The organism is Qaidamihabitans albus (assembly GCF_016464705.1).
GTDB lineage: Bacteria > Actinomycetota > Actinomycetes > Mycobacteriales > Pseudonocardiaceae > Qaidamihabitans > Qaidamihabitans albus.
The window spans coordinates 453,171-473,986 of sequence record NZ_JAEHOB010000004.1 but is presented as its reverse complement, the minus strand read 5'-3'; the positions used below and the strand labels follow the sequence as shown (position 1 = coordinate 473,986).

Annotated in this window: 18 protein-coding genes, 1 tRNA gene and 1 riboswitch; of the genes, 17 read left to right on the top strand and 2 right to left on the bottom strand. The window is 72.1% G+C overall.

The window, feature by feature from the left end:
• Positions 1 to 99 precede the first annotated feature (99 nt).
• The 4 genes from topA (at position 100) to JAP66_RS11225 (ending at position 6,994) form a co-directional block, all read left to right on the top strand.
• Complete coding sequence (topA, locus tag JAP66_RS11240) at positions 100 to 2,919, top strand: type I DNA topoisomerase (protein WP_199431571.1); 2,820 nt, start codon at positions 100 to 102, stop codon at positions 2,917 to 2,919.
• A 117-nt stretch (positions 2,920 to 3,036) separates the two neighbouring features.
• Positions 3,037 to 3,546, top strand: a complete 510-nt coding sequence (locus tag JAP66_RS11235) for a hypothetical protein (RefSeq protein WP_199431570.1) — start codon at positions 3,037 to 3,039, stop codon at positions 3,544 to 3,546.
• A gap of 224 nt (positions 3,547 to 3,770) precedes the next feature.
• Positions 3,771 to 5,783 (top strand): bifunctional MFS transporter/dTMP kinase, encoded by a 2,013-nt coding sequence (locus tag JAP66_RS11230; protein ID WP_307849526.1) that lies wholly within the window; start codon positions 3,771 to 3,773, stop codon positions 5,781 to 5,783.
• Positions 5,780 to 6,994, top strand: a complete 1,215-nt coding sequence (locus tag JAP66_RS11225) for a DNA polymerase III subunit delta' (protein WP_199431568.1) — start codon at positions 5,780 to 5,782, stop codon at positions 6,992 to 6,994. Before JAP66_RS11230 ends, JAP66_RS11225 begins: the two co-directional genes overlap by 4 nt.
• A gap of 14 nt (positions 6,995 to 7,008) precedes the next feature.
• On the opposite strand, the gene JAP66_RS11220 is transcribed toward JAP66_RS11225, so the two are convergent.
• On the bottom strand, positions 7,009 to 8,658 hold the full coding sequence (locus tag JAP66_RS11220) for a hypothetical protein (RefSeq protein ID WP_199431567.1): 1,650 nt from the start codon (positions 8,656 to 8,658) through the stop codon (positions 7,009 to 7,011).
• Positions 8,659 to 8,787: 129 nt separating this feature from the next.
• Here JAP66_RS11220 and JAP66_RS11215 point away from each other — a divergent pair.
• From JAP66_RS11215 to glyA, 5 genes are all read left to right on the top strand, one after another.
• Positions 8,788 to 8,861: transfer RNA gene (locus JAP66_RS11215), tRNA-Thr, on the top strand.
• Between the two features lie 72 nt (positions 8,862 to 8,933).
• Complete coding sequence (locus JAP66_RS11210; RefSeq protein ID WP_199431566.1) at positions 8,934 to 9,365, top strand: hypothetical protein; 432 nt, start codon at positions 8,934 to 8,936, stop codon at positions 9,363 to 9,365.
• A 15-nt stretch (positions 9,366 to 9,380) separates the two neighbouring features.
• Positions 9,381 to 9,899: a gamma carbonic anhydrase family protein gene (locus JAP66_RS11205; RefSeq protein ID WP_199431565.1), complete on the top strand. Its 519-nt coding sequence runs from the start codon at positions 9,381 to 9,383 to the stop codon at positions 9,897 to 9,899.
• Between the two features lie 74 nt (positions 9,900 to 9,973).
• On the top strand, positions 9,974 to 10,402 hold the full coding sequence (locus JAP66_RS11200) for an uL11 family ribosomal protein (protein WP_199431564.1): 429 nt from the start codon (positions 9,974 to 9,976) through the stop codon (positions 10,400 to 10,402).
• A 37-nt stretch (positions 10,403 to 10,439) separates the two neighbouring features.
• Positions 10,440 to 10,527: riboswitch (ZMP/ZTP riboswitch) on the top strand.
• Between the two features lie 20 nt (positions 10,528 to 10,547).
• Positions 10,548 to 11,816, top strand: a complete 1,269-nt coding sequence (gene glyA / locus JAP66_RS11195; RefSeq protein ID WP_199431563.1) for a serine hydroxymethyltransferase — start codon at positions 10,548 to 10,550, stop codon at positions 11,814 to 11,816.
• 59 nt (positions 11,817 to 11,875) lie between these two features.
• Here the strand turns inward: glyA and JAP66_RS11190 are convergent, their stop codons facing one another.
• On the bottom strand, positions 11,876 to 12,388 hold the full coding sequence (locus JAP66_RS11190; RefSeq protein ID WP_199431562.1) for an inorganic diphosphatase: 513 nt from the start codon (positions 12,386 to 12,388) through the stop codon (positions 11,876 to 11,878).
• Between the two features lie 157 nt (positions 12,389 to 12,545).
• Here JAP66_RS11190 and dacB point away from each other — a divergent pair, with 157 nt between their 5' ends.
• From dacB to JAP66_RS11150, 8 genes are all read left to right on the top strand, one after another.
• Complete coding sequence (gene dacB / locus JAP66_RS11185; protein ID WP_307849521.1) at positions 12,546 to 14,504, top strand: D-alanyl-D-alanine carboxypeptidase/D-alanyl-D-alanine endopeptidase; 1,959 nt, start codon at positions 12,546 to 12,548, stop codon at positions 14,502 to 14,504.
• A gap of 20 nt (positions 14,505 to 14,524) precedes the next feature.
• The gene (locus JAP66_RS11180; protein WP_307849520.1) at positions 14,525 to 15,583 is read left to right on the top strand and encodes an Rv3626c family coenzyme F420 biosynthesis-associated protein; all 1,059 of its coding nucleotides are present in this window, start codon (positions 14,525 to 14,527) and stop codon (positions 15,581 to 15,583) included.
• On the top strand, positions 15,580 to 16,638 hold the full coding sequence (gene tilS / locus JAP66_RS11175; RefSeq protein WP_199431644.1) for a tRNA lysidine(34) synthetase TilS: 1,059 nt from the start codon (positions 15,580 to 15,582) through the stop codon (positions 16,636 to 16,638). The genes JAP66_RS11180 and tilS overlap by 4 nt, the downstream gene beginning before the upstream one ends.
• Positions 16,639 to 16,641: 3 nt before the next feature.
• Positions 16,642 to 17,196 (top strand): hypoxanthine phosphoribosyltransferase, encoded by a 555-nt coding sequence (gene hpt / locus JAP66_RS11170; RefSeq protein ID WP_199431560.1) that lies wholly within the window; start codon positions 16,642 to 16,644, stop codon positions 17,194 to 17,196.
• A 170-nt stretch (positions 17,197 to 17,366) separates the two neighbouring features.
• Positions 17,367 to 17,735: a hypothetical protein gene (locus tag JAP66_RS11165; protein WP_199431559.1), complete on the top strand. Its 369-nt coding sequence runs from the start codon at positions 17,367 to 17,369 to the stop codon at positions 17,733 to 17,735.
• A gap of 20 nt (positions 17,736 to 17,755) precedes the next feature.
• Complete coding sequence (locus JAP66_RS11160) at positions 17,756 to 19,114, top strand: WXG100 family type VII secretion target (protein WP_199431558.1); 1,359 nt, start codon at positions 17,756 to 17,758, stop codon at positions 19,112 to 19,114.
• 3 nt (positions 19,115 to 19,117) lie between these two features.
• The gene (locus tag JAP66_RS11155) at positions 19,118 to 19,909 is read left to right on the top strand and encodes an ESX secretion-associated protein EspG (protein ID WP_199431557.1); all 792 of its coding nucleotides are present in this window, start codon (positions 19,118 to 19,120) and stop codon (positions 19,907 to 19,909) included.
• 60 nt (positions 19,910 to 19,969) lie between these two features.
• Positions 19,970 to 20,767 (top strand): ESX secretion-associated protein EspG, encoded by a 798-nt coding sequence (locus JAP66_RS11150; RefSeq protein ID WP_199431556.1) that lies wholly within the window; start codon positions 19,970 to 19,972, stop codon positions 20,765 to 20,767.
• Positions 20,768 to 20,816 lie beyond the last annotated feature (49 nt).

Sequence of the window (20,816 nt, the reverse complement as noted above, 5' to 3'; positions counted from 1 at the left end):
GATGACGATGCGCTTGACATACGCCGAACGGCGTGTTGCGCCACCTAGGCGCACACCACCGCCCGCAAGCGTGCACACTGGCGGGTCGAACAGGTGAGCATGAGTGGAGAGCGGGACAGCGTGGCTGGATCGACACGGACGAAGAAGACCGCCCCCGACGGGGGTGGCCGGGCGACTGGTGGTCGCCAGGCCGGTGCCAACGGCGCCGGTCGCCGACGGCTGGTGATCGTCGAGTCGCCCACCAAGGCCCGCAAGATCGCTCCCTACCTCGGCCGCGACTACGTCGTCGAGTCCTCCCGGGGCCACATCCGCGACCTGCCGCGGGGCGCCGCCGACGTGCCCGCCAAGTACAAGGGGCAGCCGTGGGCGCGCCTCGGGGTGGACGTCGACAACGACTTCGAGCCGCTCTACGTGGTCTCGCCGGACAAGAAGGCGACGGTCACCGAGCTGAAGAACCTGCTCAAGGACGTCGACGAGCTCTACCTCGCGACGGACCCCGACCGGGAGGGCGAGGCGATCGCCTGGCACCTCCTGGAAGCGCTCAAGCCCAAGGTGCCGGTGCGCCGGATGGTGTTCCACGAGGTCACCGAGCAGGCGATCCGGGCGGCGGCCGAAAGCACCCGGGAACTCGACTCCGACCTCGTCGACGCGCAGGAGACGCGGCGCATCCTCGACCGCCTCTACGGCTACGAGGTCTCGCCGGTGCTGTGGAAGAAGGTCATGCCGAAGCTGTCGGCAGGCCGCGTGCAGTCGGTCGCCACCCGCATCGTCGTGCAGCGCGAGCGCGAGCGGATGCGCTTCACCTCGGCGTCGTACTGGGACATCGCGGCCACGATGGACGCCGGTGCGGACGCGTCCCCGCGGAGCTTCCCGGCGCGGCTGATCGCGGTGGACGGCAACCGCCTCGCGACCGGCCGCGACTTCGACTCGACCGGGCAGCTCAAGTCGTCCGCGCAGGACGTCCGGATCCTCGACGAGACCGAGGCGAACCGGCTGGCGCAGGCGCTGCGCGAGCGTGAGTTCTCCGTCTCCAGCGTCGAGGAGAAGCCCTACACCCGGCGGCCGTACGCGCCGTTCATGACCTCCACATTGCAGCAGGAGGCGGGCCGCAAGCTGCGCTTCTCGTCCGACCGGACGATGCGTCTCGCGCAGCGGCTGTACGAGAACGGCTACATCACCTATATGCGTACCGACTCCACGACGCTGTCGGACACCGCGATCAACGCGGCCCGGCGGCAGGCCACGGAGCTGTACGGCGCGGAGTACGTCGCGGACAAGCCACGGCAGTACACCCGCAAGGTGAAGAACGCGCAGGAGGCCCACGAGGCGATCCGGCCCGCAGGCGAGGTGTTCAGCACGCCCGGCCAGGTCGCCGGTGCGCTCGAGTCCGACGAGTTCCGCCTCTACGAGCTCATCTGGCAGCGCACGATCGCCTCGCAGATGGCCGACGCCAAGGGCACCACGATGTCCGTGCGGATCACCGGCACCGCGGCGAGCAGTGAGGAGTGCACGTTCTCCGCGTCCGGCCGCACGATCACCTTCGCCGGCTTCCTGAAGGCCTACGTCGAGGCCGTGGACTCCGAGTCCGGCGGCGAGGCCGACGACAAGCAGAGCAGGCTGCCCCAGCTGGCCCGCGACCAGGCGCTCACCGCGACGGAGCTGAACCCGGACGGGCACTCCACCTCGCCCCCGGCGCGCTACAGCGAGCCGAGTCTGGTCAGCAAGCTCGAAGAGCTCGGCATCGGCAGACCGTCGACGTACGCGTCGATCATCAACACGATCCAGGACCGCGGCTACGTGTGGAAGAAGGGCTCCGCACTGGTGCCGTCGTGGGTCGCGTTCTCCGTGGTGGGGCTGCTGGAACAGCACTTCGAGCGGCTGGTCGACTACGACTTCACGGCCGCGATGGAGGACGAGCTCGACAAGATCGCCGCGGGCGACGAGCAGCGCACCCGCTGGCTGTCGCGCTTCTACTTCGGCGGCGAGAACGGCAGCGACGGCTCGGTCAGCAGGCTCGGCGGGCTGAAGAAGCTCGTCGGCACCGGGGTCGAGGACATCGACGCCCGCGAGATCAACTCGATCCCGCTGTTCAACGACAGCGAGGGCCGCCCCGTGGTGGTGCGCGTCGGCCGGTACGGGCCCTACCTCGAACGCGAGGTGGACGGCGAGTCGCAGCGCGCCAACCTGCCCGAGGAGGTGCCGCCGGACGAGCTGAGCCTCGAACTGGCCGAGCAGCTCTTCGCGACGCCGCAGGAGGGCCGCACGCTGGGCACCGACCCGGTGACCGGGCACGAGATCGTGGCCAAGGAGGGCCGGTTCGGCCCGTACGTCACCGAGGTGCTGCCCGAGCCGGAGGAGCCCGCCGAGGGGAAGAAGACCAGCAAGGCGAAGAAGCCGAAGCCCCGGACGGCGTCGCTGTTCAAGTCGATGTCGATCCAGGAGATCACCCTGGACGACGCGCTGAGGCTGCTCTCGCTGCCGAGGGTGGTCGGCAAGGATCCGGAGACCGGTGAGGAGATCACCGCGCAGAACGGCCGCTACGGGCCGTATCTGAAGAAGGGCACGGACTCGCGCTCGCTGACCGACGAGGAGCAGATCTTCAACATCACGCTCGACGAGGCGCTGAAGATCTATGCCGAGCCGAAGCGGCGGGGGCGCCAGGCCGCCGCGAAGCCGCCGCTGAAGGAGATGGGCAACGATCCGGTGTCCGGCAAGCCGATGATCGTCAAGGACGGGCGCTTCGGGCCGTATGTCACCGACGGCGAGTACAACGCCTCGCTGCGCCGGTCGGACAGCGTCGAGGACCTCACCGAGGAGCGGGCCGCGGAGCTGCTGGCGGACAAGCGGGCGAAGGGGCCCGCACCGAAGAAGAAGCCGGCCGCCCGCAAGAAGGCGACGAGCGCCAAGTCGAAGTCGTGACCCGGCTGGTAGCGCTGGGTGACCGGAGCAGGCCCCCGATGGGCGATGCCGGGAGCGGGTGAGCCGCTACCCTGAGAAGGAAGAGCGGTAACAGAGGTACGAGCAGCGGAGACGCCCGTGGACACTGACGGCACTCAGGCGCCCCAGCCACCGCAGACGTTCACCGATCCGCTCGCGGGGCTGGCCGGTAGCGACAAGTCGGACCCCGGCATGTTCGGGTCCGGCCGGGACGACTTCACGGACATCAAGATCGCCGAGCCGGTGGAGCCCGATCCCGACGTGGTGCGCAACATGGTGGACGCCGCGCTCGCCGACGAGGAGAAGGCGAAAGAGGCGCCCGCCGCACGCGCTGAGGGCCCGGCGCGGCCGAGCGAGCCGTCGAACCCGCCCCCGGCGGCACCGCCACGTTCCTGGCGCGCCCCGGGGCAGTTGCTGCCGCAGATGCTGCGGCCGAGGCGGCGCGGTCAGGAGCGGCAGGTGCCGGAGCCGACCGGTCCGGCGCTGCGCAAGCCGTCCAACGGCTCGGCCGGGGTGGCGCTCGCGCTGGTCCTCCTGCTGGTGTTCGTGATCATCGCGATCCAGTTCGTGGCGAGCTTCTTCGAGAGCGTTTCCGGCATTTTCCAGTAGCGGCGCGCAGTTCCGGCGAAAAGCCGGTTGTGCCGATTCGACTACCGTTCGTGTTAACAGCGGGAGTCCGACGAACGCTCCGCACCCGGGTCTACCCTGGCGTCACCGACAGTGCCATTGACTTGTGGGGTGGGCACATCAGCGAGGCAACTGAGGGGGCGCGGGCCGCCGACGCGACGGCGTCGGCGCGAAGCGAGGCGTCCACTGTTCATCGGGTGCGGCGGGTGCTGGCCATCCGGCCGTTCCGGCGGCTGTGGGGCGTCACCTACCTGTGCAGCGTGGCCGACTGGCTGGCGCTGCTCGCGCTGACCGGCCTGGTCACCAAGTTCACCGACAACTACATGGCGCAGAACTTCGCGTTCGCCGGAGTCGTGCTCACCAACCTGCTGCCGGGGCTGATCTTCGCCCCGCTGGGCGGCCTGCTCGCCGACCGCTTCGACCGGCGCAAGGTAATGATCATCGCCGACCTCGCGCGCTTCGGGCTGCTGTTGTCCATCCCGCTGGTCGGCACGCCGCTGTGGCTGTTCGTCGCGAACTTCCTGGTCGGCTCGGCGGCGATGATGTGGATCCCGTCGAAGGACTCGGCAGTGCCCAACCTGCTGCGCCGCCCGGACCAGGTGGAGACGGCCAACCAGCTCGGCATGGTGATGACCTACGGCATCGCCGTCGTGACCGGCGCGGGCCTGTACTCGATCCTCACCGGTATCCAGACGACGTTCCACCTGCCGCAGGACCTCCTTGGCGAGTTCGGCATCGCCAACGCCGTCGTGATCATCAACAGCCTGCTCTACCTGGGCAGCGCGCTGTTGATCGCCACCCGCATCCCCGAGCTGTCGCTGCGAGGCGTGCACCCGGCGCCGGTCGCCGCGAAGCCGAAGCCGAAGCCGACGTGGGAGGAGGCGGGGACGGAGAAGGCCGAGCAGGCCGGCTTCCTCGCCATGTTCCGCGACGGCGCGCGGTTCGTGCGCAGCACGCCGCTGGTCCGCGGACTGCTGATCGGCATGGTCGGCGCCTTCGCCGCGGGCGGGGCGGTGATCGGCTCCGCGAAGCCCTACGCGTCCAGCCTCGGCGGCGGCGACTCCTCGTTCGGCCTGCTTTTCGTCGCGGTGTTCGTCGGTGCCGCCATCGGGCTCGCCGGCGCTCCCAAGCTGGCGCGCAGGCTGCCGCACGAGCGCCTGTTCGGTGTCGGGATCGTGCTTGCCGGGATGGCGCTGATCATCGTGGCGCTGTCGCCGCATCTCGCGGTCGCGCTGGTGGCCGTCGCCGTCGTCGGGGCGTGCGCGGGGGCGGCCTTCCTCACCGGCGTGACCATCATCGGCTCGCAGATCGACGACGCGATCCGGGGCCGGATCAACGCGATCTACCAGTCGCTGATGAAGATCATCGTCTTCGGCTCGACAGCGACCGTGCCGCTGCTGATCGCGCTCGTGCGGCCGAGGGTCGTGACGGTGTGGGGCAACCCGCTGACGATCGACGGCACCCGGCCGGTCCTGCTCGGTGGCGGCCTGCTCGCGGCGCTGGTCGGGATAGTCGCCTACCGGCAGATGGACTCGCGCCGGACCGAGCCGATCCTCGCCGACCTGCGCAACGCGATCCGGCGCAGGCCGCGCCGTGTCAACGGCCTGCTGATCGCGCTCGAGGGCACCACGGCCACCGACACGTCGAGCCAGGCCGCCCGGCTCGCCGACTGGCTGCGGCAGGGCCCCCGGGACGTCGTGCTGGCCGCCGATCCCGGGCTCGACGACAAGCGGCTGACCTCGCTGATCTCCGGCGCGTCGCTGTCCGGTGCGCGGGCGCAGGCACTCGCCGCGGCGGCGGTGCGGGCCGACATCGTCGAGCGCGATGTGCAGCCCGCGCTGGACTCCGGGTCGATTGTGGTGATGGAGCGGTTCGTGGACTCTCCGCTGGCCCACCTCTCGGCCGTCGCCGGGCTGGACGCCACGGAACTGGAAGGGCTGGCCGACTGGGCGACGGGCAGGCTGCGACCCGACCTCACGGTGCTGCTCGACGCCGAGCCGAAGCCCTCCGATCCGCAGTCCAGCTCCACCGAGCATCATTGGCGCGTGCAGCAGTTGCTCACCGAGATGGCGGCCGCCGATCCGGACCGCTACGTCGTCGTGGACGCCGAGGGGACCGAGCAGGAGGTCGGCGACCGGGTACGGACCGCCGTGCAGGCCGCGCTGGTGGGCCGGTCGTCGGGGCTCGCGCTCGCCGGAGTGGTGGCGGAGGCGACATGACGGGCGCCGTGCGGCCCCGTGTCGGGCCGGTCTGGTCGCAGGTGGTGGGACAGGACGTGGCCGTCGACGTGCTCGCGGCTGCGGTCGAGTCGGCCGCCGCGCTCACCTCCGGCGAGTCGACCGACGCCGGGGCGATGACCCACGCGTGGCTGTTCACCGGGCCGCCGGGGTCCGGCCGATCGGTGGCGGCGCGCACGTTCGCGGCGGCGTTGCAGTGCGAGGACGGTGTCGGCTGCGGCGCGTGCACCGGCTGTCGCACGTCGCTGTCCGGAACCCACGCCGATGTGCGGATGGTGGTGCCGGAGGGCCTGTCGATCTCGGTCGCGGAGATGCGCGCGCTGGTGCAGGCGGCCGCGCGCAGGCCGACGACCGGCCGCTGGCAGGTCGTGATCATCGAGGACGCCGACCGGCTCACCGAGGGCGCGTCCAACGCACTGCTCAAGGCCGTGGAGGAGCCGCCGGCGCGCACGGCCTTCCTGCTGTGCGCGCCCTCCGACCACCCGGAGGACGTCTCGGTGACCATCCGCTCGCGCTGCCGCCTGGTCACGCTCAGGACGCCGCCCGCCGAGGCGATCGCGCGGGTGCTCGCGGAGCGGGACGGTATCGACCCGGAGATGGCGCGGTGGGCGGCATCGGTGTGCGGTGGGCATGTCGGCAGGGCGCGCAGGCTCGCCACCGACGAGAACGCGCGCAAGCGCCGCGATGCCGTGCTGCGCATCCCGCTCGGCCTGCGCCGCGCCGCCGACGTGTTCGCGTGCGCCGACGAGCTGATCCGCACCGCCGAGGCCGACGCGACCGACGAGAGCAAGTCGCGCGACGAGTCCGAGCAGGACGCGCTGCGCACCGCGATGGGCTCCGGCGGGACCGGCAAGGGCGTGGCGGCGGCGAAACGCTCGGCCGAGGCGGCTGTGAAGCAACTGGAGAAGCGGCAGAAGTCACGCGCGACCCGGACGCAGCGGGACACACTCGATCTCGCGCTGGTGGACCTGGCCGCTTTCTACCGGGACGTGCTGGTGACCGCCAGCGGCGCCGGGGCGGCGCTGAACCACCCCGACCACGCGGCGGAGAGTGCCGCGGCGGCCGCGCAGTGGACGCCGGAGTCGACGCTGCGCCGCCTCGAGGCCGTGCTGGCCTGCCGCGAGGCGATCGAGTGGAACGTCAAACCCCGCATCGCCGTCGAGGCGATGGTCACCACCCTCCGCCAAGGCTGAACCCCCAAGGCGACCTAGCCGTTGCGGGGGTGGGGTGAGGGCTTCACGGGGGTGGCCTGCTCCTTGCGGCGCCCCGGCAGCGCGGCCACCAGCACCACGCCGATCAGCAGCATCGCCGTCCCCGTCCAGAACATCGGCACCGCCGAGTACGCGGCACTGGTGTACGCGAGTTCCTTCGGTGCGCCCGGCTGCTCGCCCCCGGCCGGGGGCCCGGCGGGCGGCGTCGTGAAGCCGCACTCCACACCGCCCTCCGGCGCGTAGGCCCTGGCGACCTGCTCACCCAGCGAGAGCTGCGCCAGCGACGAGGGCAGCCGGTCGGCCGCCTCCGCAGGCAGCGCCTTCTTCAGCGCCTCGGTGGGCAGGATCTGCAGGTTGAGCAGCCGCGCCGAGGCGCCGAGCTGGTGGCCCTTGAACGGGTCGGTCATCGCCATGTGCTTCTCGTCGAGCCCGGCGATACTGAGCTTGAGCACACCGAGGTCGAGCACGGTGCCCGCCGTCTCGCCGACCCGCTGCACACCCTGGTTGACGGTCGCGACGAGACCGCCGACGACCGGGACGTCCTGCAGCGGCCCGAACCGCTCGGTGAGGCCGTCGAGGGGCAGGCCGATCGGCACATCGGCGGTCGGGTTGGCCGCGTCGAGGGTGTAGAGCACCTCGCCGCCGCGCTCGACCGTCAGCACGGGGGCCGTGTACTCGACCTTCGAGGTCGCCTCGTCGCCGGTCGAGGTGACCCGCAGCGTGGGCTGGCTGGCGACCTTGATGGTCAGCTCCAGCGGGGTGCCCTTGAGGATCTTGATGTCCGCGGCCTGCAGCGTCGACGTGGACTCGACGGCCTTGCGGTCGGTGCCCGGGATGTCGACCAGCCGCACGATCGAGCGCGACGACAGCGTGTTCGGCATGCTGAGTACCGAATTGGTGCCGTCGGCATTGGTCTTGCCACCGCCTTCCAGCAGACCGCCGAGGGAGGCCAGGCCCTTCGCGGGCGCGAAGCCGTCCGCGAGCGCGGCACCGCCCGGCAGCTCCAGGTCCGGGATGCCCAGATCCGGCATCGTGGGCACCACGTTGAGCAGCGACAGGCTGGCGAGTTCCGTGCTGGCGTCGGCGATCGTGCCGACGCACGGACCCTCGGTCGGGCTCCACCGGGCGTGTGCCCTTCCGTTGAGCAGCCCCACGTTCAGCAGCGGGTTCTCCGGCGCGTTGAACCCCGTCGTCACCGGCTCGGGGTTGTCCGGAAGCGCGGTCTGCACGAGCGAGCCCGGCGCCTGCGGGGCGTTGCCCCCGACGGAGACGCCGAAGGGCGAGGACTGGGCGATCGAGCGCTCGTAGGAGAGGTAGGCTTCGGAGTTGGCCTGGGCGCTGGAAAGACCCATGCCGGCCTCCAACGCCGACTGCTTCGGCAGCTCCTCTTCCATCTCCTTGAGGATCGCGCTGGTCGGCACGGCGTTCGGCAGCAGGCGGATCATCCCGAGCGCCGTGCCCGCCTCGCCGACGGCCTTGCCGTTCGGCACCGGGTTCGGCGGCGACGAGAGCGGGGCCTGACCGGGATCGGCGGGCTGGGGCGTCGGCGTGGTGGGGATGGTCTGCCCGACCGCCGGTGTGGCCGAGAGGACGAGCACCGCGGCCGTGACCGGCAGAGCCAGCGAGCGGGGCAGGCGTCTGCGCATCTACAGAGTCCCTCCGAAGACCAGGGGCCGGTCGGCTATGACCGGTGTCATAGCCGACCTAACGAGGGTGGGGCCGGATGGTGACGCGAGAACGCCGCGCTACACTAGATCGCGACGGGCAAGCCCCGCGCCGCCTTAGCTCAGTCGGCCAGAGCGGCTCACTCGTAATGAGCAGGTCAGGGGTTCGATTCCCCTAGGCGGCTCCGTTGTTCGTCAGGGCCTCCCCGGTAAGTCGGGGAGGCCCTGACTGTTTCGGCACCGGTGGATGGGGGCGCATGTCCGTATCGGATTCCGAAGGCGACGCCGTGGCCGCACCAGGGCGGCCGGGCCGGGGGCTGGCCGTCGCGTCGCTCTCGGTCGGTGCTGCCGGTCTGGTTCTCGCGCTGTCGACCTGGGCGGCTTGGCTGCTGATCCGGCCGCAGATGCAGGAGTCGCCGTTCTTCTCCTGGCTCACCGGCGTGTTCGTGCTTGTGCTCGGCGCACTGTGGTTCGCGGTCCTGCCCGCGGGCGTACTCGGGATCATCTTCGGGCTCGTGGCGGGGCCGCGCTCGCCCGGCGGCGCGGCACTGGCTCGTGCGGGCGCGGTGCTGTCGCTGCTCGCGCTGGCGACCGCGGTGCCCGGCGCCGTCGCGTTCGTGTTCGGCTTCACCGACTCGCACGTACCGGGCGGCGCGGGTAGCTACCCCGGGTTCTTTCCGCCGTCCTGATCTAGGGTGTCGCGCATGCCGATGTTCGCCTTCGAGGGCCTGCGCCCCACCGTGCACCCGGACGCCTGGATCGCCCCCACCGCGACGCTCATCGGCGACGTGGTCGTGGAGAAGGACGCCTCCATCTGGTATGGCGCGGTGGTCAGGGCCGACTTCGGCCGGATCGTCATCCGCGAGGGCGCCAACATCCAGGACAACTCGGTGCTGCACGTGAACGAGGGCGTCTGCGAGGTCGGCAGGAACGCGACCGTCGGCCACCTCTGTCTCGTCCACGACTGCACCGTCGGCGAGCAGGCGCTCATCGGCAACGGCGCGACCATCCTCGACAAGGCCACGATCGGCGCGCGCTCGCTCGTCGCCGCAGGCGCGACGGTTCCCCCGAACACCGAGGTGCCCGCCGAGATGCTGGCGAAGGGCAGCCCGGCGAAGGAGTTCGTCCCCCTTTCCGACACCGCACGCGCGTGGGTGGAGTACAACGCCGACATCTACCAGCGCCTCGCCCGCCGGCACGCGGAGAGCATCGAGCCACTTTGAAACGCTTGACTCTCCAGTAACTGGAGTCCTTAGCGTTCCCCGCTGTCGAAACAGGGACAGCCGAGGGGGACGCCATGCCGCCGAAACAGAAGAAGAAGGTCTTCGAGAGCACGCTGCAACTGGCCGCGGGCGAGGCCCCGGTCGCGGAGCTGGGCAAGATGCTCGGCCAGACCGGCGTGAACCTCGTCGAGGTCAAGCGGGCCTACGACACCGCCACCGCGACCAGGCGCGGCGACATCGTGCCCGCGGTCGTCACGGTCTTCGAGGACCGCTCCTTCGAGCTGCGCCTGAAGACGCCGCCGACCGCGTTCCTGATCCGCAAGGCACTCGGCGGTGACGGCTCCGCGCGGCCCGGCCACGACAGCGCCGGCGTGCTCAGCCGCGAGCAGGTACGGGAGATCGCCGAGCAGAAGCTCTCCGACCTGAACACGGCGGACCTCGACGCCGCGATGCGGACTATCGAGGGCACCGCACGGTCGATGGGCGTGCGGGTGAAGGACTGACGGTGGCGCGTGGGACGCCGTGGTGCACTAGCATCGGTCGGGCAGCAGCGACTGGCGCGAATTGAAGGTGGAGCACCACCGGGGAGCGTTCGACGAGGTCGGCACCGCGCGCCTGGGTGTCGCTCCGTGTGTCAGGAGCAGTGATATGACGCATCAGCCGGCCATTCCGACGCTGTCCGCCAACGACCCGGAGATCGCCGGGCTCGTCGAGGCCGAGGCGGCCCGGCAGCACGACAAGATCCGCCTGATCGCTTCGGAGAACTACGTTTCGCGGGCGGTCCTCGAAGCCACCGGCAGCGTGCTCACCAACAAGTACTCGGAGGGCTACTCGGGCCGGCGTTACTACGAGGGCCAGCAGAACGTCGACCCGATCGAGGACCTCGCCGTCGCGCGGGCCAAGGCGGTTTTCGGCGCGGACCACGCCAACGTGCAGCCGTACTCCGGCTCGCCGGCGAATCTGGCCGCCTATCTCGCGTTCGCCCGGCCCGGCGACACCGTGCTCGGCATGGCCCTGCCCGCCGGCGGCCACCTGACGCACGGCTGGTCCGTCTCGGCCACCGGCAAGTGGTTCGACCCGGTCCGCTACGGCGTGCGCAAGGAGACCGGCCGGATCGACCTGGACGAGGTCAGGGACCTCGCCAGGGAGCACCGGCCGAAGCTGATCTTCGCGGGTGGCACGGCCATCCCGCGCACGATCGACTTCCCGGCGTTCGCGGAGATCGCCAGGGAGGTGGACGCGGTGCTGGTCGCCGATATCGCGCACATCGCGGGCCTGGTGGCCGGTGGCGCCCACCCGTCACCGGTCGGCCACGCGCAGGTGATCACCACGACCACACACAAGACGCTGCGCGGCCCCCGTGGCGCGATGATCATGACGGATGCCGAGCACGCGAAGGCCATCGACAAGGCGGTCTTCCCCGGCCTGCAGGGCGGGCCGCACAACCACACCACCGCGGCGATCGCGGTGGCGCTGGGGGAGGCGGCGGCACCCGGGTTCCAGTCGTACGCGCACGACATCGTCGCCAACGCGCGGGCGCTGGCCGAGGCGCTGCTCGAACGCGGCTTCGACCTGGTCTCCGGCGGCACCGACAACCACCTGCTGCTGGTCGACCTGACGAACAAGCAGGTCGGTGGCAAACCGGCGGCGCAGGCGCTCGACCGGGCCGGCATCGAACTGAACTACAACACGGTGCCGTTCGACCCGCGCAAGCCGTTCGACCCTTCGGGCATCCGGCTGGGCACGGCGGCCATCACGACGCGCGGGCTGCGGCCGGAGCACCAGCCCCGGATCGCGGAGTGGATCGAGCGGACCGTCACCGCCGCCGCGCGGGAGGACGAGGGCGCGCTGGAGACCATCGCGGCCGAGGTCCGCGAACTCCTCGGCGCCTTCCCGATCCCGGGCTACGTCGCCTGACCGGACTCGTGAGTGCGCACGCGAGTTCTAACTCGCGTGCGCACTCACGAGGGGACGCGCTACTGGGGGCCGATCTCGGGAGCCTCTTCGAGCTGCGCCGCCTGGCGCTCGTAGGAGCGCTTGATCTCGTTCTCGGCGTCGACACGGCCGGCCCAGGTCGAGCCCTCGACGCTCTTGGCCGGTTCGAGGTCCTTGTAGACCTGGAAGAAGTGCTCGATCTCCAGCTTGTGGAACTCGTTCAGGTGGTGGATGTCACGCAGGTGCTCCAGCCGCGGGTCGTCCGACGGCACCGCGAGGACCTTGTCGTCCGGGCCCTTCTCATCGGTCATGCGGAACATCCCGATCGCCCGGCAGCGGATCAGGCAGCCCGGGAACGTGGGCTCCTGCACCAGCACGAGGACGTCCAGCGGGTCGCCGTCCCGGCCGAGCGTGTCGTCGATGAACCCGTAGTCGGCCGGGTACTGCGTGGCCGTGAACAGGGTCCGGTCGAGCTTGATACGCCCCGTCTTGTGATCCACTTCGTACTTGTTGCGCTCCCCTTTGGGGATCTCGATCGTGACGTCGAACTCCACGCCGTCCTCGCTGACTCAATCGGTTGGCGCCGCACAACCGGGCGGCTCACATTTTCTGTCTCCTGGCCTCACTAGTGTGGACCACGGACCGGCGGGGACCGCACGGATGGTGTGTGAGTCTGGTCCCGCCGGGCCCAGCGGCGACGAGGAGGGGTGCGTGGCGGACGGGGACGAGAACGACGAGTACGCCGGGAACGGTGAGCCGGCGTGGCCGTCGGACGACCGCGACGCCGCGTCGGGTCCCCCCGGCAACTCGGAGCGGCTGACCAACGAGCTTCCTGTGCCGAAGGTCACGGCGGCCGAGCAGCCGACGCTGTGGGTGCGCAAGCCGGACCCGGCACCACCGGCACAACCGGCACGGCCGCAGTGGCAGCCGCGGCCCGCCCAGCCGCGGCGCCCGCCCGCACCGGCCCGCCCGCCCGCGCAGGCGCCGCCCGGTCCGCCATCGAACCAGCCGAACCAGCCGAACCCGGCCAGCCAGCCGAACCAGCGGCCGCGGGTCGAGATCCGCCCGGCGTCCGGGCACGCACAGCCGATGCGGATCGAGCCGACCGGTGAGCAGCGCCCCGCCCCGGCCAGGCCCCCGGAACCGGCGCCGCCACCCCGGCAGGCCCCCCGGCAACCGGCGCAGCAGCAACAGCCACAGCAACAACCGACGCAGGTGCAGCAACAATCAGCGCAGCCGGCGGAACCGGAGCCCGCACCACCCGCCGAGCCCCGGCGCAGACGGCGCGGGCCGGTCCTCGGCGGCCTTGCCCTGCTCCTGGTCGTCGCGGTCGGTGTGGTGCTCGCCCTGCCCGACGTGTCCAACCGGCTCGGCCTGCCCTGGGCGCCCAACGCCCCGCAGGGAGACCCGCCGGAGCCGATCGCCGTCACCCGCGACCTGAGCGGGCCGTCCGCGGCCGCCCCCGCACCTACTCCGGCCGGTGTCGCCGCCGTGCTCGACCCGCTCGCCACCGACCCGGCGCTCGGCACGTTCGGCGGCAGCGTCATCGACCCGGCGTCGGGCACGGTCCTGTGGGAGCGCGACGCGAGCAGGCCATTCACCCCCGCCTCGACGGTGAAGCTGCTCACGGCGGCCGCCGCCCTGCTCAGCCTCGATCACGGCAGGCAACTGCCGACCACGGTCGTCGAGGGTCCCGAGCCGGGCTCGGTGACTCTCGTCGCGGGCGGTGACGTCACGCTGTCCTCGCTTCCCGAGGGGCAGAACTCGGTCTATCCCGGCGCCGCGCACCTCGACCAGCTCGTCGCCGAGGTGAAGCAGGCCACCGGTGGCGACGTCAGCGAGGTGCGGCTCGACCTCGGCGCGTTCAGCGGACCCGTCACCGGCGAGGGCTGGGACCCTGGCGACGCCCCGTCCACCTTCGCCGCCGAGGTACAGCCCGCGATGCTGGACGGTGGCCGCAGCGATCCGACCGACGAGCATTCGATGCGCGTCGCCGACCCCGCGGGCGAGCTGGCGCGGGAGCTCGCCGACCGGCTCGGCGCGGAGGTCGCCGACCCGGTAACGACCTCGGCGCCCGAGGATGCGCGGGTGCTCGGCGAGGTGCACTCGGCCCCGGTGACCGAGCTGGTCGACCAGTTGCTGCTGTCCTCCGACAACCTGCTCGCGGAGGCGGTTGCCCGCCAGGTCGCCATCGCGGAGGGCGCGGAACCCTCGTTCGCCGGAGCCGCGCAGGCGACGCTGGATGTGCTCTCCCGGAACGGGTTCGACGTCAGCGGGGTCCAGCTCGCCGACGCCAGCGGACTGTCCACGAAGGACAAGGCGTCAGCGGCGGCGCTCAACGAGGTGCTCGCCGTGGCAGCCGCGCCCGGCGGCGACGACCCGCGCACCGCGAAGCTGCGGCCGATGCTCGGCGGGCTGCCGGTCGCGGGCGGCAGCGGCACGCTGTCCAGCCGGTACACGGAGCCGCCCGCCGCCGAGGGCAGGGGCTGGGTGCGGGCCAAGACGGGCACGATTCCCGCCTCCGGCGTGAACAGCCTGGCGGGACTGGTCGTCGACGCCGACGGCCGCGTGCTCGTGTTCAGCCTGATGTCCTCCGGCTCGCAGACCGAGGCGGGCCGGGCCGCGCTGGACGCCATGCCCGCGGCGCTGCGCGGCTGTGGCTGCCGTTGAACGCAGGTAGCGTCGAGAGGGTGAACCAGCAGACGCAGGCGCGGCCGAATCCCGTGGTCGACTGGTCGGTCGCCGCCTCCACCGGGGCCTACCTCGTGCGGAGCGGACCCGTCGTGCCGCGGGCCGAGGCCGAGCGCGCGGTCACCGACCTGCGCAGGCTGGCGGTGGACGCCGAGAGTCATGTGCGGGAGCTCACCGGCCTCGGAGCCGGCCTGCCGCTGCCGCCCGCGGAGGTGGTCGACCGGCCGGGCTGGGTGCGCGCCGCCGCCGCCGGACTCGACGAGCTGACCAGCCGCGCCCTGGACAACAGCAGGACCGGTCCGCTCGCGCCGCTGGTCGCGGGCGGCGCCGGCGTGCAGACCGGGGTGGTGCTCGCCTTCCTCGGCGCCAGGGTGCTCGGCCAGTACGACCCGTTCGGCGGGCCGGACAAGCAGGGCCAGCTCGTGCTGGTCGCGCCCAACGTGGTGGCGGCCCAGCGCGCGATGAAGGTGCCGCCCCCGGACTTCCGGATGTGGGTCTGCCTGCACGAGTGCACCCATCGCCTGCAGTTCACGTCGGTCGGCTGGCTCCGCGACTACTTCGCCGACGAGGTCTCCCGCCTGGTCGGCGGTCTCGCCGAGTCCGACGGGCTCGGCGAGCTGCTCGGGCGCCTTCCGGAGACGCTCAAGGAGGCCAGGCGGACCAGGGCGGAGGGCTCGCTCGGGCTGGCGGAGCTGGTGCAGTCCCCGCAGCAGCGGGCCGTCTTCGATCGGCTGCTGGCGTTGTCGACGCTGCTGGAGGGACACGCCGACTACGTGATGGACGCCGTGGGGCCGCGGGTCGTACCGAGCGTCGCCACGATCCGCCGCCGGTTCACCGCGCGCCGCCAGGGCGGCGGGCTGCTCGACCGCCTGCTGCGCGGGTTGCTCGGTGTCGACGCCAAGATCCGCCAGTACGCGCAGGGCTCGGCGTTCACCCGCGAGGTGATCGACACCGTCGGGATGGAGGGCTTCAACGCCGCCTGGACGTCCCCGAACACGCTGCCGACCCGTGCGGAGATCAGGGACCCGCAGGCATGGGTGCGGCGAATGCACGGATGAGCGGTCCCGATCCCGCCGTGGCCACGGCGCGCCGGGCGGTGCGGGACTTCCTGGCCGCCCCCGGGCGGGCGGCGCTGCTCGGCGGCGGGGAGCTGTACGTGGCGGTGTCCGGTGGCGCCGACTCGCTCGCCCTCACCGAAGCGGCCGCGCACGCCGGGCACCGGCTGGGCCTGCGCGTGTGCGCGCTCGTCGTCGACCACGGGTTGCAGCCCGGTGCCGCCGAGGTAGCGGCGACCGCGGCGGCCACCGCTCGGGAACTCGGCGCCGACGACGCGCGGGTGCTCACGGCGACCGTCTCCGGAAGAGGCGGCCCCGAGGCGGCCGCCCGCAAGGCACGCTACGGCGCGCTGCGCCGGGCACTGGCCGGGCGGGACTCGCTCGTGCTCCTCGGGCACACCCGCGACGATCAGGCCGAGACCGTGCTGCTCGGGCTCGGCCGTGGCTCCGGGCCGCGGTCGGTGGCCGGGATGCGGTCGCTCGACCCGCCGTGGGGACGGCCGCTGCTCGACGTGCCGAGGCAGGTGACCCGTGACGCGTGCGCGGCGCTCGGCGTCGAGCCGTGGACGGATCCGCACAACTCCGATCCGCGCTTCACCCGGGTGCGGCTGCGCACCGAGGTCCTGCCACTGCTGGAGGACGTGCTCTCCGGCGGGGTGGCTGGGGCGCTCGCGCGTACGGCCGCCCAGCTGAGGGAGGATGCCGACGCGCTCGACGCGCTGGCGGCGGAGCTGCTCGACCGGGCCCGGTCCGGCACCGAGCTCGACGTCGAGGTGCTGGCGCCCGCAGCGCCCGCGCTGCGGCGGCGGGCGCTGCGCGGCTGGCTGCTCGCAGGCGGCGTGCTCGAGCTGACCGACCCGCACCTGCGTGCGGTCGACGCACTCGTCGGCGAGTGGCGTGGACAGGGCGAAGTCTGGCTACCCGGTGGTTTTGCGGCACACCGGGCACGTGGCAGGCTGTGCCTGACTCCGAGCTTTACTCCGAACGCGCGGGAGACGCGCCAGGTGGATGCTCCCGAATCGCATGCGCAAGGCAGCCGCCAGGACAGAGGGGACTGACCCGTGTACGAAGGCGACATCGCCTCCGTGCTCGTCACCGAGCAGCAGATCCAGGACAAGATCGCCGAGCTGGCCGAGAAGGTCGCCGCCGACTACCCGGCCGACGGCAAGGGCTCCGACCTGGTGCTGGTCGGCGTCCTCAAGGGGGCGGTCATGTTCATGACCGACTTCGCCCGCGCCCTGCCGGTGCCTGCGCAGATGGAGTTCATGGCCGTGTCCTCATACGGGTCGTCGACGTCGTCCTCCGGTGTCGTGCGCATCCTCAAGGACCTCGACCGGGACATCGCGGGCCGGGACGTGCTGATCGTCGAGGACATCGTCGACTCGGGCCTCACGCTGTCGTGGTTGCTGAAGAACCTGGCGAGCCGCAACCCGGCTTCCCTGCACGTGTGCTCCCTGCTGCGCAAGAAGGATGCCGTGCAGGTGGACGTGCCGGTCCGCTACGTCGGCTTCGACATCCCGAACGAGTTCGTGGTCGGTTACGGCCTCGACTACGCCGAGCGCTACCGCGATCTGCCCTACATCGGCACGCTCGACCCGAAGGTCTACTCGAGCTGATCGTGGCAACGGGCGTAACACCTGGTGAACACGTTGCGCGACCCTGAGTGAATGCGGAACCCTAACCCCGGAGAACGCGTCATACCGGCGCAACGGGTGCGTTAATCTAAGCGAAGATCGCCGACGGCAGTCGTTGCCGGCGCTTGCTGGGGAACAGGGAGAGAGCAGAGATGGGGAACAGCAGCTTCGCGGACGCCGCCGCGTTCCGCAACGCCGCCGCCACCGGGCAGGTCGGGGTGGATCCGGATGCGGCGCAGACGGTGCTGAGCAAGATCCGTACCGGTAAGGACGCCGTGGAGGCACTGCTGCGCAACGCGGACGCGCTCGCCGCGCCGCCCAAGATCGGTGCGAACCCGGTCGGACAGGCGATGTCGGCGAAGTTCTCCGACCGCGCCGACGGCAGCAGGGACTCCTACGCCCAGGCGCTTCGCAACCTGTACACGCAGTACGACCAGGCCGAGCAGGCGATCGTGACGGCGATGAGCCGCTACCACGAGATCGATCAGGCCGGCGCCGAACCGTTCACCAGGCACGTGTGAGACCAGGGGGAAGTTGAACAATGCAGCCGAACACTCCCGACCCCGCAGGTGCGGGCGGAAACGTGCCGCTGGGTGACAACGCCGAGGTGGCGCAGATCGTCGACCAGGCCCGCGGCAGGCCGGACGGGTTCCTCTACGGCGACGACCGGGCGATCGCCGACCGGCCGAACTGGGCGGCGCAGGAGAGCGAGCAGCTCTACCGCTTCGCGACGGTGAACAACGAGCCGGGCACGGCTGAGGCCACCGGCCAGGGCTGGGCCAGCCACGGCCGGGAGCTCAACCAGGCCGCCGAGGACCTCTACAACGCGATCTCCGAGCTCGGTGCGGCGTGGGTCGGGCAGGGCGCTGGTGCGGCGCAGGGTTCGCTGGTGGGGATCGCGAACTCGAGCGCGCAGGCTTCCGAGGCCGCGCACACCATGAGCAACCGGCTCGCGCAGCAGGCGGCGGCCGCCGCCGAGGTCAAGAAGATGCCGCAGCCGGTCGAGTTCGAGCCCGGCGCGGAGACCGCCGCGATGCTCGCGGGCGGCCCGGCCGCGATGGTCGAGGACCTGAAGCCGAAGTTCGACGCCGCTCGCGAGGTGAAGGCCCAGCAGGTCGCCTACCTGGAGGCGTACACCACGGCGATGTCGGAGATCGACGGTTCGACGCCGAGCTTCGGTCCGGAGTCGATCGGCCTCAAGCCGCCGGCCGGGGGCACCGATCTCAGCACGGGCAACGTCGGCAACCTCGCGTCCTTCGGGATGCCGGGTGGCGGCACGGCCGGTACGCCGTTCGGTGGCCTTGGCGCCGCCCCGCCGATCAGCACCTCACCCGTGGTCGACAACGGCATCGCCGCGGCCGGGCACACCGGTGGCGGGCAGGGGACGCCTCCCCCTCCCGGCGGTGCCTCCGCTCCCGCACCCGCGGCGGGCACACCGGCCGGTCCCACGGCGGGCGCCGCTCCGGCGGCACCGTCGGCCGGGGGGTCGAGCAACCTGGGGGCGCTCGCGGGTGGCGCCGCGCTTGGCGGCGCGGCGGGCTACGCCGGTGTCCGCGCGCTCGGCAAGGGCAGCCGCAGCGGCAGCACGAAGCAGCAGTCTTCGGACACCTCGGCCTCGGCGAACGCCCAGGGTGGCAGCGCGGCGTCCGTCACGCCGCAGAACCAGGGCATGGTGCCGAACAGCGGCACCATCGGTGCGGGCGCGGCCCCGCCGCCTGCCGGTGCCCCGATGGGTGGAATGGGGGCAGGCGCGGGCGCGAGCCAGCAGCAGGGTGAGGAGGAGCACACGCACGCGTCGTTCCTCATCGAGCCCGATCCGGACGACGCGTTCGGCGCCAACGAGGCGACCCCGCCGCCGGTGATCGGCGCCTGGGGCGCCGACGACGCCGAGGAGCGTTAGACGGTGGCGGAGCTGCTGACTCCGCTGGAGTTCGACTTCGTCTGGGAGTCGTTCGGCGCCGGTGAGCTGCCCTACCCGCTGGAGGCGCGCTCGCACGGGGAGACCATGGACGAGCGCGCCACCCTGCGCCAGCACACCTTCGCGGGGCTGGGCCGGCGCGGGCTCATCGACGAGGTGGGCAGGCTCGCCCCGAGGGTCGAGGACTGGCTCGGCGTGCTGGCAGGCTCGGACCTGAGCCTGGACGCGGTGCACATCGGGGCGCCCGGCGGCGAGCCGGTGCTCGCCGTGGCCGCCGCCGTCGGTGGCCAGGCGGTGCGTGCCGTGCAGGACACGCGCGGCCTGCACCTCGAACCGGTCCCGGCCGACGGCCTGGCCAGCGCCATCGTCGGCCTGCTCCCGGCCGCGCCGAGGGGTGCCGAGAAGTCGATCACAGTCCCGCTCGAACAGCTGATCACCGGTCCCGGCGCCGACTTCATGCAGCGGCGGGCGCCCAGCGACAACGGCGGCCGGTCGAGCGTGGACGACGACCGCAAGGCGCTCGCCCGGCTGCACGCCCAGCCCAGGCTGTGCGGCGGCCAGATCGGTGCGAACGCGCGGAACCGTTCCGGGACCAGGTCGCGGATGCCCGTGCTGAGCTGGTTCGACACCGAGACGGGCCGGTACTTCACGCAGGCGACCCGTGGCCGCGACGGCCGGGACTGGATCACGATCGCTCCCGCGGACGCACCCACACTCCGGCACCGGATATCCGAGATGCTCACCGGCGCGGCCAACGCGACCGCGGCATCGCTGTGAGGTGAGATAGGTTACTCTCCGGTAGTCGCCGTCCGGTGGCACCGGAGTACAGGGAGGATCGTGCCCACGCAGGAGTTCTTCACGCCGGTCGCGTTCGACTTCCTGTGGGAGTCGGCGGGCATCGGCGAGCTGCCCTACCCGCTGCGCGTGCCCTCGCACGGGGAGACGGAGACCGAGCGGCTGGCGTTGCGCAAACGTGTGCGCACCGAGTTCGCGGCGCGCGGTATCGCCGACTCGCCGGTGCAGGACTGGCTCGGCCTGCTCGCCCGGCCGTCGCTGAGCGTCGATGCGCTGCACATCCCGGAGTACCAGGCGCCGCCGGTCGCGGTGCTCGCCGCGTCCGACGGCAGGCAGGCCGTGGTGGCGATCCAGGACTCCGACGGCGTCTGGCTGCGGCCGGTGTACCCCGACGGGCTCGCCTCGTCGGTCGTCGACCTGCTGCCGCGCTGCGAGCGCGGGACGACCGCGTCGGTGACGCTGCCGCTCGCCGAGGCGCTGCGCACCCGGCCTTCCCGGCCCACGGTCGGGGCGGGCGCGCCGTCGCCGGACGCGGGACGCAGGGCGCGCTCGCGTGGCGGCCTCTCGGAGCAGCCCGCCGATCCGCGCGAGGCCTATGCACAGCTGTCCGCGCAGCCCCGCATCCGCGGTGGTCAGCTCGCCGCGAACAGCAGGGACGAGCTCGGCGGCAAGCGCCGCTCACCGGTGCTGGCCTGGTTCGACACCGGCACCGGCCGTTACCTCAGCCTCTCCCGCGCGGGCGTGGACGGCAGCGAGTGGGTCACGGTCTCGCCCGCCGATGCGAAGACGCTGCGCAGCAGGCTCGCCGAGATGATCGCGGGGGTCGGCGGGCAGTCCTGACCGGGCCGTGCCAGGCGGCTGTTGAGGCGGTGGGAGACCGGTGGGAACA